The sequence below is a fragment of the Lacinutrix mariniflava genome (assembly GCF_001418015.1).
Lineage (GTDB): Bacteria > Bacteroidota > Bacteroidia > Flavobacteriales > Flavobacteriaceae > Lacinutrix > Lacinutrix mariniflava.
Window position 1 is genome coordinate 172,141 of record NZ_LIQG01000020.1, and the last position, 14,202, is coordinate 186,342.

General features: G+C 28.2%; 16 protein-coding genes and 1 pseudogene. 16 read left to right on the forward strand and 1 reads right to left on the reverse strand.

Annotated features, from left to right (window positions below; genetic code table 11):
- Positions 1 to 5: 5 nt before the first annotated feature.
- The 16 genes and pseudogenes from ASC44_RS04100 to ASC44_RS04175 all read left to right on the forward strand — a co-directional run bounded on the left by ASC44_RS04100 (position 6) and on the right by ASC44_RS04175 (position 12,935).
- The gene (locus ASC44_RS04100) at positions 6 to 1,049 is read left to right on the forward strand and encodes a DUF2931 family protein (protein ID WP_055446350.1); all 1,044 of its coding nucleotides are present in this window, start codon (positions 6 to 8) and stop codon (positions 1,047 to 1,049) included.
- Positions 1,050 to 1,067: 18 nt separating this feature from the next.
- Positions 1,068 to 1,955, forward strand: a complete 888-nt coding sequence (locus ASC44_RS04105; RefSeq protein ID WP_055446351.1) for a hypothetical protein — start codon at positions 1,068 to 1,070, stop codon at positions 1,953 to 1,955.
- Positions 1,948 to 2,622, forward strand: coding sequence for a DUF4280 domain-containing protein (locus ASC44_RS17690; RefSeq protein ID WP_083476235.1), 675 nt, complete (start codon positions 1,948 to 1,950; stop codon positions 2,620 to 2,622). The genes ASC44_RS04105 and ASC44_RS17690 overlap by 8 nt, the downstream gene beginning before the upstream one ends.
- 5 nt (positions 2,623 to 2,627) lie before the next feature.
- The gene (locus ASC44_RS04115) at positions 2,628 to 4,667 is read left to right on the forward strand and encodes a M23 family metallopeptidase (protein ID WP_055446352.1); all 2,040 of its coding nucleotides are present in this window, start codon (positions 2,628 to 2,630) and stop codon (positions 4,665 to 4,667) included.
- Positions 4,664 to 5,257: a hypothetical protein gene (locus ASC44_RS04120; RefSeq protein WP_152973264.1), complete on the forward strand. Its 594-nt coding sequence runs from the start codon at positions 4,664 to 4,666 to the stop codon at positions 5,255 to 5,257. Before ASC44_RS04115 ends, ASC44_RS04120 begins: the two co-directional genes overlap by 4 nt.
- Before the next feature lie 297 nt (positions 5,258 to 5,554).
- Positions 5,555 to 6,058 (forward strand): M23 family metallopeptidase, encoded by a 504-nt coding sequence (locus ASC44_RS04130; protein ID WP_055446355.1) that lies wholly within the window; start codon positions 5,555 to 5,557, stop codon positions 6,056 to 6,058.
- Positions 6,055 to 6,672, forward strand: coding sequence for a hypothetical protein (locus tag ASC44_RS04135; protein ID WP_055446356.1), 618 nt, complete (start codon positions 6,055 to 6,057; stop codon positions 6,670 to 6,672). Before ASC44_RS04130 ends, ASC44_RS04135 begins: the two co-directional genes overlap by 4 nt.
- Before the next feature lie 79 nt (positions 6,673 to 6,751).
- Positions 6,752 to 7,615, forward strand: a complete 864-nt coding sequence (locus ASC44_RS04140; protein WP_055446357.1) for a hypothetical protein — start codon at positions 6,752 to 6,754, stop codon at positions 7,613 to 7,615.
- Between the two features lie 57 nt (positions 7,616 to 7,672).
- Positions 7,673 to 8,320: a hypothetical protein gene (locus tag ASC44_RS04145; RefSeq protein WP_055446358.1), complete on the forward strand. Its 648-nt coding sequence runs from the start codon at positions 7,673 to 7,675 to the stop codon at positions 8,318 to 8,320.
- Positions 8,321 to 8,353: 33 nt separating this feature from the next.
- On the forward strand, positions 8,354 to 9,043 hold the full coding sequence (locus ASC44_RS04150; RefSeq protein ID WP_055446359.1) for a hypothetical protein: 690 nt from the start codon (positions 8,354 to 8,356) through the stop codon (positions 9,041 to 9,043).
- A gap of 7 nt (positions 9,044 to 9,050) precedes the next feature.
- Positions 9,051 to 10,085 carry a hypothetical protein gene (locus ASC44_RS04155; protein ID WP_055446360.1) on the forward strand — a complete coding sequence of 345 codons (1,035 nt, stop codon included), beginning with the start codon at positions 9,051 to 9,053 and terminating at the stop codon, positions 10,083 to 10,085.
- A 141-nt stretch (positions 10,086 to 10,226) separates the two neighbouring features.
- Complete coding sequence (locus ASC44_RS04160; RefSeq protein WP_055446361.1) at positions 10,227 to 10,787, forward strand: hypothetical protein; 561 nt, start codon at positions 10,227 to 10,229, stop codon at positions 10,785 to 10,787.
- A 97-nt stretch (positions 10,788 to 10,884) separates the two neighbouring features.
- Positions 10,885 to 11,667 (forward strand): hypothetical protein, encoded by a 783-nt coding sequence (locus ASC44_RS04165; protein WP_055446362.1) that lies wholly within the window; start codon positions 10,885 to 10,887, stop codon positions 11,665 to 11,667.
- 222 nt (positions 11,668 to 11,889) lie between these two features.
- Positions 11,890 to 12,039, forward strand: a complete 150-nt coding sequence (locus ASC44_RS18025) for a hypothetical protein (RefSeq protein WP_161805001.1) — start codon at positions 11,890 to 11,892, stop codon at positions 12,037 to 12,039.
- Positions 12,040 to 12,051: 12 nt separating this feature from the next.
- Positions 12,052 to 12,357, forward strand: a pseudogene (locus ASC44_RS04170) (M23 family metallopeptidase); the annotation flags it as partial.
- Positions 12,354 to 12,935 carry a hypothetical protein gene (locus tag ASC44_RS04175; protein ID WP_055446364.1) on the forward strand — a complete coding sequence of 194 codons (582 nt, stop codon included), beginning with the start codon at positions 12,354 to 12,356 and terminating at the stop codon, positions 12,933 to 12,935. The pseudogene ASC44_RS04170 and the gene ASC44_RS04175, both read left to right, overlap by 4 nt.
- A 321-nt stretch (positions 12,936 to 13,256) precedes the next feature.
- Here the strand turns inward: ASC44_RS04175 and ASC44_RS04180 are convergent, their stop codons facing one another.
- Positions 13,257 to 13,601 carry a hypothetical protein gene (locus tag ASC44_RS04180; RefSeq protein WP_055446365.1) on the reverse strand — a complete coding sequence of 115 codons (345 nt, stop codon included), beginning with the start codon at positions 13,599 to 13,601 and terminating at the stop codon, positions 13,257 to 13,259.
- Positions 13,602 to 14,202: the final 601 nt, after the last annotated feature.

Here is a 14,202-nt window from a genome sequence, read left to right on the forward strand (position 1 = left end):
AATATATGTTAATAAACTTTAAGTTAATTATAATAGTTCTTTTTATAGGATTAACATCTTGTAATAATAAAAGTAATAGTCAAAATAAAACCATGAAAAAATTTGAATGGCGACCTACAGCAAATGCTCCCAAAAATTATCCTGCAGAAATTATATCTGGTAATTTTTATCTAGAAGATAGTACAAGCGTTTATATTCCTTCTGGGCACGCACTCATCTCTGGCTGGGGAAATACAGGTGCAAGACATATTGTTGGTGAAGATTTTAAAGCTATACCAAATAAGTTCGATATTAAGTGGGTATCCTATTTAGAACAAAAATTTTATGGAGGAACTTTTAAGCTTCCTAAAGATAAAATATTAAACATATTTGAAGAAGGATTCATTGGTTTGTCTGGTGAAAAAGAAACCTTTACAAATATTGTGTTAGGTCTGGCTCCTGGTGGAGTAATTGTTATATGGCTCAATGGAAACAAATCAGTTGAAATAGGTAGATTTAATGCGAAGGAAATAGAAGTAACAAAAGAAGAATTTATACCTAATGCAGTACTAAGTGTTAAAGAGTTTGTTCAAGAATCTAGAGAAGATTTTATAAACGAAGATATTAAAGGCGCTATAGATCCAGATAACATTCCTTTTGGACTTTGGAATAACTATAGTACAAATACCTATAATTACAAAACCATCTTTAGTTTAAAATCTAAAGGCTCCTTTTCAGATATATACTTACACTACATTAATGGCGAGAATTTTTTTACTGTAGCAAATAATCCAGAATTAAAAGAATACAAACTTTCTGCTCTACCACTAAGAACAGCAATCTATTGGGAAGATGAAAACAAAAATGTTTACGGCAGCAAGCTCGATTTTAATGAAGATGAAGTAAAAAAAGCTTTTGAAGCTATAAATAATACCTCAGAAAACAAAAAAATAGATCTTGTATTTGAAGTCGATAAATACAATGGGAATATTGAGATTTTATTAAAAAGTGATACTGACTCTTATAAATTAGAAAAAACAAAAATTAAAATTTTTGAAACTACTAAATAAAACCATTTTTAATTCCTAATGAAAAACACACTATCTCATACAACAGAAATACTAAAGTTAAATGGCGAACGCATTCCACGTCATTATACTGCAGAGATAAGTAATGAGGTTATACAAGGTAATAAACGTAATAAAACAACTATAGCTTTAGGTTTTAGCCTAACTTATTTAGGCATGAAAAGTCAAAACACGCTAAGTTATAGGCTAAAAGTAGATTTTCGTTATTTTTTAAACGATAAATTAAGTGCCATAAAAAAACTAAGTAAAGCACAAAAAATTGCTGCTACAGTTTCGGCGATTAATAATACTTTAGACTTTAAACTAAGTAAAAACTTTAAGCTATTAGAAGTTACAAATACAGATGATATAAGAATAAATTGGAAGAAAGCTAAAAGTGAAATATTATTAAAACATCCAGATCTTGAAGATCTTGCCAAAGATTTCGATTGGCAATTACAAGAAAATAATATTCAACAAATATACTTAGAAGATAATTTCTACTTCTTTTTGTTCTCTAATATCTTTTATCAAGAATTTGAGAAAGACAAACCATTAATTGAAGAAAAAATAATTTCTAATGGTTTAGGAAATTTAAACATTCCTATAATAGAAGAAAAGAAAATTATAAAACAAGATCGCGCTTTTACTAACGTTACCATAGGAACAGAAGCTAAAATAGATACAGAACATAAAAAATTTCCGTTAGCAAAACTAAACGCCTTTATAGGAGATTTACAAACCGTTAAAGGTGAAAATTATAGTCTAGATTTTAACTATAAAGCACAATATAATGTAGTACCACAATTAGGCCTTGTAACGAATGCCAATCTAGAATATGTTTTTAATATTAAAGACATATATAAAAAAACAACGGCTATAACCTTTAATTTAGAAAACAATGAGTAGCAAAATATATGTATTAGATGGCGCTTTATTAGAGTGTAATCAAGGTTTTACACCAGCAAAATTATTGGTAACGCAAAACCAAAAAGTAAAGATTCAAGGCAAATTTAAAGCCACAGACATGGATGTACAAGTACCAGCAACTTTTGGGCAATGTAAACTAAAGCCTACAAGTGGTGGTTATCTACCTTGTATTCCAGGATTACAAAAATGGAGTAAAACCTCAAAGAAATCTACTTTAGGAAGCTCTAAAAAATGGCTTTTTGATGACTCAGAATGTATGTGTGCTACAGGTGGTAAAGTTACCATTACAGATCCTACTCAATTAAATTTAGCAGGAAGTGTACAAGAAGAATTTATGGATATTGCCATGACTATTCCTGGTGCTATGATGGGAAATGACAAAGCACCAAAAGTAGTACAAACCTATTGGATGGATGAGAGTCAAACCAAAAGAACCAATAAAATAGAATACGGACAACAAGCCACCATATTTGTAAGAACACAAAATGTTGATGCAGGAGAAACCATAAAGGTTAACGTAAAAGAAAAAGACGGTAATAAAATTGATGGTTCTAAAAACACGATAACTTTTTCTGGTACTGTAAATGGAGATGGCACAGCACAATTAGAAGCTTTACAAACAGATAAAGACTGGAATAAAAAATAAAAATTATGGCAGGTAGAAATAGAACATTAGTCTTAGAAGCCGAAGTTAGCGGTCGTAGTTTTTCTTTTGAAGACCAAGAATTAGCATTGGTAGGCGACGATCCTGAAATAATTACTGCCTATTTCGCTGAAAAAAAAAATGAATATGTTGAAAAAGACCATGAAGATCCTTTTACTTTTAAATTTTCAGATGATAATAATGATTTAACAAACAAAGATGATGATTTAGTAGACGACGCTAAAAGAAGAAAACTAGCAAGTTACATCTATGGAAAGGTAAAAGCAGATGGCGATAAAAAATATACTACAAACACTAAGGTTTACGATGCATTAACCGAAGCTTCTTATAAAACCGACGATGAAATCACCATTACTACCTACAAAAAAGAAAAAAAAGAATATTACAGTAAAATTACTACTGCTCCAATGGGTTACCAAGTTTATTTGGTTGCCGAGACTAAAAAACTAGACGGTAAAACCCTTAAAATAAAAATACTTGAAAGTAAAAGCCAAAACCAAGAAAAAACTAACGTTTTTAAACTTGTAAAAACAGAAACCGATAAACTACCTGTTTTAGTATTCGCAAAATTAGAAGATAAAACTACAACTACAGAAGCTGGAGATTGGATAGAGATAGACATAAAAAAACAAGATCAGAAAATTTTAGGCAAAACTGAAGGCACAGAAATAGAGGTTGGTATTAAAAAAATACAATTGCGTCCAAAAGAAGATAAAATTGCTTCTGAAAAAGAAGATGCTATTAAAAGTTTTGAAGGTTGGCAAGAAGCACTTTACATTCGTGAAGATGAAACTGTAGCTGGTAAAAAAGCAGTTGAAGACGCAAAAAAAGATAAAGCAGATAGAGATCAAGAAGTTGTGAAGTTTAATTTCAATAAGGGTGCAGACAAGAAAACCTATCCAGCAGGAAAAATAGATGCACCTAAAACCGCTATTATTGGAAAAGCAATAGAATATATTTTAGACATCGATATTAAAGATAAAGATTACAAGTATAAAGCTACAGCCACAGAAGAAGACAAAAAGAATATTAGATGGTCTTTATACGTACAAGGAGAAGCTAAAACCGATAAAAAAGGTACTTATATTACAGCTAAAACTAAAACAGGAGTATATACATACGCCAAAACCGAAGTTGTGGATAAAAAAATTAAATTAACCATAGTTTTTGATAAAGCATTAAAAGGCAAAAAAGTACAAATAGAACCATTTAGAGGCGCGCCAGACCTTACTACAAAGCCAGATTATGTACGTACAACTACAATTAAAGAAGCAGCAACATCAAAAATAACCATTAGAGATAAAGCGCATTTATATTTAAAAACGCAATGTGATAGTATAGAAGAAGAAGGTGAAACTATAGATAATGAGTTTTTGAAAAGTACTGCTTTTAAATTAGAAACACCAAGACTATTATTTCCATTTCAAACTATACCATTAAATCATCCTGATGGTTTTAAAAATGATAATTATATTAAGTATGACTATACTCTACATGAAAAGAAGGCTCCTACTTTTGGAGTATTAAGGTCAAGCACTAGAATTCATGCTGCTAGAGATTTGTATTATGAATTGAATGAGCCAATTTATGCAATTGCTAATGGTGTCGTTACTGATGTTCACTCATTTTACAGAGACACATGGAGGATTGAAATAGAACACGAATATCAAAAAATTAAAGGATTCGATCTAGTAGTGAGATATGGAGAAGTTAATAAAAACAATATTTTAGTAAAAAAAGGTGATTACGTAAAAAGAGGTCAAAAAATTGCTGAAATAGGCTTACTAGTGCCTCATGTTCATCAACCCTCTGGAGAAAAAAGAGGAATGCTTCACATAGAGTTTTATACAGGAGAAGGAAGTGGTAATTTATCCGATACAGGTATAAAGTATAATGAAATGCTTTATGCAAAATCTGGAAAACATATAAGTGGCTCTTCTTTTCAAAGAAGAAAGGATTTATTTGATCCTTTACCTCTATTAAAAAAAATGTATATCAATTCTAAAAAAGAAGGTTCTATAAAATGAAAAATATTAGCAGAATAACTTTATTAATTTTTCTATTGATTTTGAGTTGTAAAGAAAACTCGAAAGAAATTGTAACTGAAACAAATATTAATGTTAAGGGTATAATAGAGAATAATACTGAAAAATCAGAAAGAGTAAACAATGTTACTTCTTTTCTTAGTGAAATAGATAATAAGAAACTAATTCCATTAAATTTAATTAATGAAGATGCAGGTGTTTATAAAAAATATCAAATAGATTTTTATGCTGTATGCATGTGTGATTCTCAATCTATGCTTATTAATACCAAAGATAGTATTTTTACTATTTTTGATTATTGTTATGGAGACATGCCTAACAACAAAGAAATCTCTAGTGAATATCAAATTAAAAAAATAGAAGAAACTAAAGATCAAATGAAAGTTCACTTAAAAACACCCGAAAAAGAGCTTTATTTAAAAATCAAGAAAACCAAAGATGTTAAAATTTATAAAATTGAAATAATTGGCTCATATCCATTCTATAATAGGTTAAAAGATTATAAATTCTATTCTTTTTTATCTGACCAAAAACTATTTAGTAAAGAAGACTGTGGAGATTTTGATGGTTAAAAAACAACAAAAACTGGAGACAACAATAAGTTAACTATAATTTTCGACAAAGCATTAAAAGATAAAAAAATACAAATAGAACAATATCGAGACGATGCTCCAAAAATTGACCAAAGTAAAGTAAGCCATGATTTTATTAAAACAACAACAATTAAAGAAGCTGATGCTACTTTATCAAAAATAGCAATTAGAGACAAAGCACATTTATATTTAAAAATCGAAGGTGACGATATAAAAAGTACTGAAGAAGAAAGAGCTAATGGTGTTTTAAAAAAAGTTACTTTTAAATTAGATAGCATGCATTGGTTTGACCCATTAGAGAAAATGGAGTTGAGAGGTTGGTATGGAAATGGACTAACATGGGCACCAGAAAGAAGCCCTTTTTTACCTTACACTATCTACAGAACTAAGAAAAAACATCAAGGATTAGACTTATATGCGCCAGTGGGTACTAATACTTATGCATGTATTGAAGGAGAAGTGTATCTTAAAAGGTCAACAGACATCTATGGGAACCAAATAGGTATAAAAGGAAAATATAAGGAAAAAACTTATTACTTTTTTTATGCACATCTAAAAGATTCTGCCCTATTTAATTTAGGGGATTTTGTCAAAATGGGAGAAAAAATTGGATATACTGGTAAAACCGGATATGAGAATGATCCTGATAGACATGCTCATCTGCATTTTGAAGTTAGAAATACGAGTAGTTTTACTGGAGGAAGACTAAACCCAGTACAAACTATTCCTGAAATAGGTAAGAATCTAAATATCAACCCAGAAGAAAGCGATCAACCATGAAAAAACTTATAATTATTTCACTAATAATAATATTTTGTTATTCTTGTAAGAACACACCTTTAAATAATGAAGGTGTTAATAAAAGCTCTCAAAACTTTTTAAAAAAGGATAGTACTTTTAAAAGACAAAATAAAGATTTTATAATAAATACATCTTTAGAAGATAGTATAAACTTAATATATATAGGGAAAAAATACAAAGATCCAATAAAAAATTATAAAAATTGGGGAGGTCAATTAATTTCTATAATTGACTTAGGAGAAGAAGTAGAAATGCTGGAGAAATTTAGCTATAATTTATATTCAGATGATGATTATTTTATTTATTGTTTTGAGGAAATTAATATTGAAAACAAAACAATATTAGATACTATTATGGTAGCAAAAAAAACACTTTCTAAAAAATCAACTATTGTTGTAAGCTGTGATTATATATTAAATCAAAATAAAATAATATCACCTGTTTTTGCAATAGCTCCAATAGAAAAGAAAGAAAATGATATATATCAAAAAATTGTCAAAGCTTGGGGGTTTGATTTTAAAAACAAAAAAATAATTTTATTAGATTCTAATAAAGTTATCTGTGCAAACGAAGGTGATTGGGAGTTAGATTAGCCTTAGTGTATGATAAAGCATTAAAATACAAATAGAACCTTATAGAGGTAAACCAGACCATAAAGCAGAAAAAGAATGGATGTACGAAAACACAGTCTCTGGTTTTAAAGTTGACAAAAGAGATACAGCAAAACTATATCTCAAAATAGAAGGTGATGATATAGAAACCGAAGAAGAAGAACGAGCTAATGGTGTTTTAAAAAACATTGCTTTTAAGTTGGAAATAGCTAATACCATACACATATATGAATATGGTAAAATTAGCAAACTAAATTTAGAAGGTTTAAAAAAGGTTAAATATAGGTATTATGATAACAATAGTGATGTTCACGATTTAGGCACTTTTGAAATTTCTGATGCGCAAAAATGGAAAAATGGTTCTAAATACAAAAAAACAGGTTGGAAAAAAATCACATCTACTGATAATGATGGTTCGTCAATAAATCGATATTATGAATATGATTCAGGTAAAATAAAATTGATAAAATTTAAATTACCTATTTCTTATCAAAAGAAAGATCTAAAAATCAAATTGAATGATAATCCATCAAGAGAATACATTAATCCTGAAGCCTACGCTTGTCTTATAGGTGCAATTGCGGATAATGATTTTCCCGACCTTACTCTAAATGGTTTCACTTCTGCAGATGGAACAAGTGCGCCAAGTGTAACGCATTATAATGGAATTGCTGGAGACTTTAGGTACTTAAGAAAAGATAAAAAAGTACAAACTTTACATATAAACACTTCACCTAATGATCTTGATGTTGTTAGACAAGATAAATTTATTGATGCCTTAATGAAATTTGGTTGGGGAAGTTTTTTAAGTTATGATATTACTCTAAATGGCTCATCGTTTAGATTAGAGCATACTGAACATAAGCCACACCATCATCACCATTTACATCTTAACAAGGAAGATTTCAAACCTAATTATAAATAAATCATGAAAGTATACTTTTTAATAATTTTAAATAGTCTTATTCTTTTTTCCTGTAAAATGAATAATAAAATTCCCGAGCGAGATATAGAAGATAGCACTAACATTGCTGCAAAAGTTAACAAACAAGAAAAACTTAAAACAACACAAGATACTATAGATATATTTATTCCAGAATCTGCTTTATCCCAACCAGAATATTTTTCTTTTAAAGAAGAGGTGTTTACGAAAACTCAGCTTAAAAAATATCAGAATATTCAATCAAAATTGACAGAACTAAATGGTAATTTTTTAGGAGATACAGATGAAAATGACATTATTGGCCATCCAGATTTCGATTATGATGGATTAACAATATGGGGTAATGAAACGAATAGAAAAAAAGCAACATTTAATGCTGAAAAAATTTTAAAAGCCTATGGTTTATATTATATTGATAGTAAATTGATCTTGATTACAGAAGCTACCAAAACAAAAAAAGGCTATATAATGGATTCAATATTTTTCGATGACAAAATTTTAGTTTGGAAAAATACAAGTCAAGGTTATGTTAAGGATAAGAAAATGTTGAAAAACAAGGAAATATATTTAAAAAGATTGAGTAAAGAAATAGAAGAAATCTATATTAACGAACTTGGATACATAGAAAAATATAATTATACTAAAGACTCTATGTCATCTTTCGTTATTGGAAATTTAAAAAATTAATTATAGCCATTTTTATAAATAATTAAATTATTCATGAAAAGTTTAATAATTGCTTTAGTTGTATTATGTTTTGCTTGTAAAAGCAATACAAGTGATATTTCGAAAATAGAAAACCCTAAACTCGAAATTAAAAAACCAACAGATTCTATTACAAGAACTTTACCAATAGGTATTTCAAAGTTAATGGATAAAGATTTTAAACTTGACACCAATGATGATGAAGGCTCTAAAGAATACAAATCTATATTTGACTTTTACGATACATTACTTAAAAGTGACTCAACTAAGCTATATAATAAATATTCAACATTATCATATATTCCCGATAAATCATTTATTCAAGAGAAAGATAAACACCCATTATTGGGAGACGAAGAAAACCAAACAGATTTAAAAACTAAGCCTTTTAACATTGTAAAGATTCTACCAAAAAGCGGCGATTTTAATGTGGTAATTGTATCTGGTACTACACCATATAATGAGTATCATTCAATAAATAGAATGGAATTGTTGACCCTAAATAATGAACTTGAAATAATTGATGAATTTAATATTTACTATGCCTATGCAAGTGAAATAAGTACTAAACAAAAGTTTTTTTTTATAGATAAAAGCTATAATATATTTATAAGATATTACTTTGAAAAAGAAGAAAAACCATCTTACTTCTCCGAGGTAAAAAAATATAAGTTATCTCCTAACGGCAAAATTATTAACCAATAAATAATTCATGAAAAGATTATTACTTATTTTATGTTTTGGTTGTAAAAAAAGTAATATTGAAAAACATATTGTTAGTACTAACGACTCTATAAGCACAAACACCTTCTTAGACATTATTACTAAACAAGAGTTACCAATTAATTTAATTCAAATAATAGATGATTCTATTTCCCAGATATCTTTAGGAAGTAAATTTCTTATATATAATTTCCCTAAAGGAGGCGTAAATAATAAGATAAGTAGTAAAAATAAGCACTATAATTATTTATTAGATTCAATATACATAACTTATGAAAGAATAGATAACTTAAAAACATCGAATTGTTACAAATCAAATGAAGGAATATTACATGAATATTTTGAATCTGATGAATTAGTTGACGACTCAAATACTGAGTATTTTGAATATTTAACTAAACTACCTAAAATTCATGATTTTGAAATTTCTATTGAAAAAGTTACAAAAAAATGTAATAAAGAAAATAGTTTGGAAACTCAATATTGTTTAGTTCTAAGTAAAAACAAAAAGGTTATAAGACGATATAATATAGGATACATAGATTATGGTGATTTGAGTACCTCTTCAAAATATTGGTTCATAAGCAAAGATTATATTGTACATACAAGAATATTCGGAGAAGTAGCCGAGGAAGATGAAGAATTCTCTAGTACTTTTATTAGCAAAGTGAATAGCTATATAATAACAAAAAGTGGCCATTTAGTTTCTTATTTTAATAAAAATGGTATTTATAAAACAGAAACAGAAGAAGGTTTGGTTAATGACCATTTAAAGCATGGTGAGTGGATAGAAAAAAAATCAAACTATGGTTATGTTAATAATGAAACTTACGCTATTGGTAATTATACAAATGGATTAAAAACAGGAATGTGGAATTATTTTGAACTAGAAACAATTGAAGTAGTTAATGATGATGGATATATAACTAATACTCATACTAAAAAAGGTTCTAGATTGTTAATGACAGAAGAATATTCTGATAATGGAGAACTCTTAAAAAGAGAAATATTGGATAATAATTAAGCAGTCAATGGAAAGATTATTAATGGTCATAGTTGTTTTTTGTTTTAGTTGTAAACAAATCAAGAATGATAAAATATCAAATAATTCTACACTAAAAATAGAAGACAGATTAGCTATTAAAAAATAACGAAGAGCATAATTTTGGTAATACAAAAATTATTTCAACAAGAAAATACACAAAAAAAGAATAGGCTTTCAACAACAAAAGGAGATAATATTCAATTGGTGTATGCAAAAGATATCCCTTCTTATGAATCAGGAAGTATCAAGTTTAAATTTTTGACATGGAATTCAGATACAGGTCGCTGGTATATTAATCCATTCTGTTTCGCAGGATTGCTAGGAGCAATGATTGAAGAAAGTATAGTCGATTTAGGGTTTAACGGGTTCAGCGTGAAAAATGGAAATACTGCTGGAGGAAGTTCTAGTCATATTAATGGAGAGAAAGGTGATTTGAGATATTTTAGCACAAATAAAAATGGAAAAGCTATTCATTTATTTACTAATCATACTACTAAAATTAAGAACCCTAATTTTGATTATGATAGACAAAACCGCTTCAATGATGCCCTATACAAATATGTTTGGGGAAGGATTGCAAAAATGTATTCTGAAGATTTCTATATTGAAGGAGAAAAAGAAGAAATAAATCCTAAAACAAATAAAATAGAAAAGAAAAAACAAGAGTCAAGCACCTATTAAATCATTGCGTGCATAAAATGAAATTAGGTAAAAACGGTTATAGGCATTATCATCACATTCATCTAACGGGTTTTGATCATTAAATAATTGAGAAAAAATGAAAATAACAACTATTTTATTCCTACTAGCAACTATCATTAGTTGTCAAACAAAAAGAAATGACAAAACTAAAATTACTGTAGCTAAAGTAAATTCTATAAAAGCAAATAGTCCTTTTTTGACCAAAAGAACAGATATAAATTTTCTTTTAGAAAATCTTCCATCAATTGATTTTCCATATTCAAGTAAAAGTATTATATCAAAAGTCAAGTACTATGATACCATAGGAGGTTTCTTTATAGATACAACTTTTACCAAAATAGGGATTCAAAAACTATCTACTTATATAGATATTGAAAATTCGATACAAATTTATGAAGGTGATACTTTAAGTATTGATTTTTTTACTCAAAAAACGAATACTGTTATCAAAGACGATATTACTTTTGCATATAAAAATAATAATGATTTTAATTATAACATAGATTCACAAATTTTATTTCCATTTTTTAAAAAAGAATTAGAAAAGGTCAATTTAATTGGCAGCTATTCTCAATATTTTGGTGAAAATGATATTGCAGGTGTTTTTTTTATTTTAACAAGTTTTAATAAAGCAGGGAAGCAAATAGATTATTTAATCATATTTAATAGATTTTCATGGGAAAATGGTTTAGAAATAGATTTTGAAATAAAAAAAGACTTTAGTATTCAACTTGATAGAAAAGAAATTGAATATTTTGACGGCGATTTAGAAAAGGAATTAGACCCTCCAAGAGTAAAAAGAAAGTTAGAAAATTACATCCTTAATGATAACGGAATATTTGAAAAAGTTATAAAATAAATAGAGCCATTTAGAGATACGCCAGATCTCTTAGTACAAAACCACATTGTACGCACAACAACAATAATTAAATAACTCACAACTCCAAAAACAAGTATTAAGGACAAAGCACATTTACACCTAAAAATACAAGGTGATGATATAGAAACCGAAGAAGAAGAAGAAGAAGAAGAAGAACGAGCTAATGGTGTTTTAAAAAAAGTTACTTTTAAATTAGATAGCATGCATTGGTTTGATCCATTAGAAAAAATGGAATTAAGAGGTTGGTATGGAGCAACCCAATGGACTCCCCGAAAAAGTGATTTTCATGGAAGAACTGGAGGGAAGCATGATGGTTTAGATCTTTACTCGCCTGTTGGAAAAAGTGTTTAAGCCTGCTTAGAAGGGAATGTAACATTTAAATCTGATCCAAGTGGATATGGGAACCGAATTTATCTAAAAGGAGAATATAGAGGGAAAACGTATTATTTAATGTATGCTCACCTTACAACTTACAAAACTGGGAACGTAAAAATTGGAGATATCATTGGAACAACAGGCCAATCAGGAAATGCTAAAAGGCAAGCTGCTAAAATGGCTCACTTACACTTTGAAGTAAGAAAAGTAAAAAATAGCAAACCTACTTTTGACCCACTAAAAGAAATGAGTTTGTCCGTAATTACTAATCCTGATAAAAATTCACAAAAATGAAAACACTTATATTAATACTATCACTCTCCATTTTTTCTTGCTCTTGCAAAAGCCAAAATAAACCAATAGAGGTTTCTTTAGAGAAAAAAATACCTCAAGATTTGGTAGTTGATAAAATAGAACATTTAAACTTTGATAACGATAAAGAGATTGAAACTATAATAACAGCGTCAGACTCAACTGCTTCATATATCTACGAATTTTGGTTCAAAAAAGATAAACTATTCAATAAAATAGTTTATCCATGGGTATCAATTAACTACAAATGGTTTGTTAATATAGATGATGATAATCTACATAAAATCATTAGGGCTCAGGGATATGAAGATGGAATAAACTATGCTATATATGATATTGTTGAAAATAATCATGAGCCATTATTGTTTTTTACTCCATTGTTAATGGATGAAGAATATCCTAATAATTATTTTTGGGGATATCCATGGGATATTACCTCTATAATTATTAATAATCAAAAAGAAATTTTAATCTCGTTAGATAGTTCTATAGAAAGGGAAGATGACTTTACTCTTGCTCCTAAACAAAAAAAACTTCCTATCAATTTTTTTTCAAGGTAAAAGTACTCAGCCAGAATTTAAATTTGATAAACATAAAATAAATCAAAGGTTTTTAGGTGTTAATATGATACTAAGTAATACTAAGGACTAATAAGGCTTAATATTTGCAAAATTCGGTAAGAAAGCAATAAAAACGTATCCAGCAGTAAAAATAGATGCACCTAAAACCGCTATTATTGGAAAAGCAATAGAATATATTTTGGACATCGATATTAAATACAAAGATTGTAAGTATAAAGCTAGATCCACAGAAGAAGACAAAAAGAATATTAGATGATCTTTACACGTACAAGGAGAAGCTAAAACCGATAAAAAAGGTATTTATATTACAGCTAAAACTAAAACAGGCGAATATACATACGCCAAGACCGAAATTGTAGATAATAAAATTAAATTAACCATAGTTTTTGCTAAAGCACTAAAAGGAAAAAAAGTACAAATAGAACCATTTAGAGGCACACCAGATCTTAGCACAAAACTAGATTTTGTACGTACGACAACTATTAAAGAACCTACAACGGTAAAAATAACGATTAGAGACACCACTAAACTATACCTAAAAATACAAAGTGATGATATAGAAATTACAGAAGAAGAAAGAGCAAATGGTGTTTTAAAGAGTGCTACTTTTAAGTTAGATGCAAAGCCTTTTGGGACATATCCCATAAAAAATTCTTAAATTAAATTGTACAATTTTTCTGCTGTTTACAAGCCCAAAGGAAGCTGCTTTGGAAATTTAGCACCATTTACATCTTAACAAGGAAGATTTCAAACCTAATTATAAATAGTCTTATTCTATTTTCTTGTAAAATGAATAATAAAACTTTCGAACAAGTTTCAGAAAATAGCATTTGAGTTCCTAAATGAGACAGCTATCTTCCTTGTACATTTTATCTAAATAGTTTAAAACATGAAGGTTTAAATTAATCCTCTTCTGTCGGAATATCATATGCTCACGTAATTAGTGAAGTTTGCAAAAATTATTTTTCAACTACTTATGGTAATTGCAAATTATAAAGAAGGTAAACCAACCGGAACTTAGCAATCATTCAATTCAACAAATCATAATGAAAAAGGTTTAAAACTATTAATTACCACGTAATATATTGATATCAGAAAACTTACAAAACAATTAGAGGCTCCTACTCCCACTCTAATTACTAATAATAACATAATCTACTACTCTTTTCTTAAATTTCCTTTTGTTAGGTTTCATAAATATTAAAAATCAAAAAAAAATCGAATTAATTTAATTTAAATACACTTA

Bases quoted from the DNA above. Each gene is read 5' to 3' on its own strand.
- ASC44_RS04100 (WP_055446350.1), top strand. From the start codon at position 6: ATGTTAATAAACTTTAAGTTAATTATAATAGTTCTTTTTATAGGATTA.
- ASC44_RS04105 (WP_055446351.1), top strand. From the start codon at position 1,068: ATGAAAAACACACTATCTCATACAACAGAAATACTAAAGTTAAATGGC.
- ASC44_RS17690 (WP_083476235.1), top strand. From the start codon at position 1,948: ATGAGTAGCAAAATATATGTATTAGATGGCGCTTTATTAGAGTGTAAT.
- ASC44_RS04115 (WP_055446352.1), top strand. From the start codon at position 2,628: ATGGCAGGTAGAAATAGAACATTAGTCTTAGAAGCCGAAGTTAGCGGT.
- ASC44_RS04120 (WP_152973264.1), top strand. From the start codon at position 4,664: ATGAAAAATATTAGCAGAATAACTTTATTAATTTTTCTATTGATTTTG.
- ASC44_RS04130 (WP_055446355.1), top strand. From the start codon at position 5,555: ATGCATTGGTTTGACCCATTAGAGAAAATGGAGTTGAGAGGTTGGTAT.
- ASC44_RS04135 (WP_055446356.1), top strand. From the start codon at position 6,055: ATGAAAAAACTTATAATTATTTCACTAATAATAATATTTTGTTATTCT.
- ASC44_RS04140 (WP_055446357.1), top strand. From the start codon at position 6,752: ATGTACGAAAACACAGTCTCTGGTTTTAAAGTTGACAAAAGAGATACA.
- ASC44_RS04145 (WP_055446358.1), top strand. From the start codon at position 7,673: ATGAATAATAAAATTCCCGAGCGAGATATAGAAGATAGCACTAACATT.
- ASC44_RS04150 (WP_055446359.1), top strand. From the start codon at position 8,354: ATGAAAAGTTTAATAATTGCTTTAGTTGTATTATGTTTTGCTTGTAAA.
- ASC44_RS04155 (WP_055446360.1), top strand. From the start codon at position 9,051: ATGAAAAGATTATTACTTATTTTATGTTTTGGTTGTAAAAAAAGTAAT.
- ASC44_RS04165 (WP_055446362.1), top strand. From the start codon at position 10,885: ATGAAAATAACAACTATTTTATTCCTACTAGCAACTATCATTAGTTGT.
- ASC44_RS18025 (WP_161805001.1), top strand. From the start codon at position 11,890: ATGCATTGGTTTGATCCATTAGAAAAAATGGAATTAAGAGGTTGGTAT.
- ASC44_RS04175 (WP_055446364.1), top strand. From the start codon at position 12,354: ATGAAAACACTTATATTAATACTATCACTCTCCATTTTTTCTTGCTCT.
- ASC44_RS04180 (WP_055446365.1), bottom strand. From the start codon at position 13,601: ATGGGATATGTCCCAAAAGGCTTTGCATCTAACTTAAAAGTAGCACTC.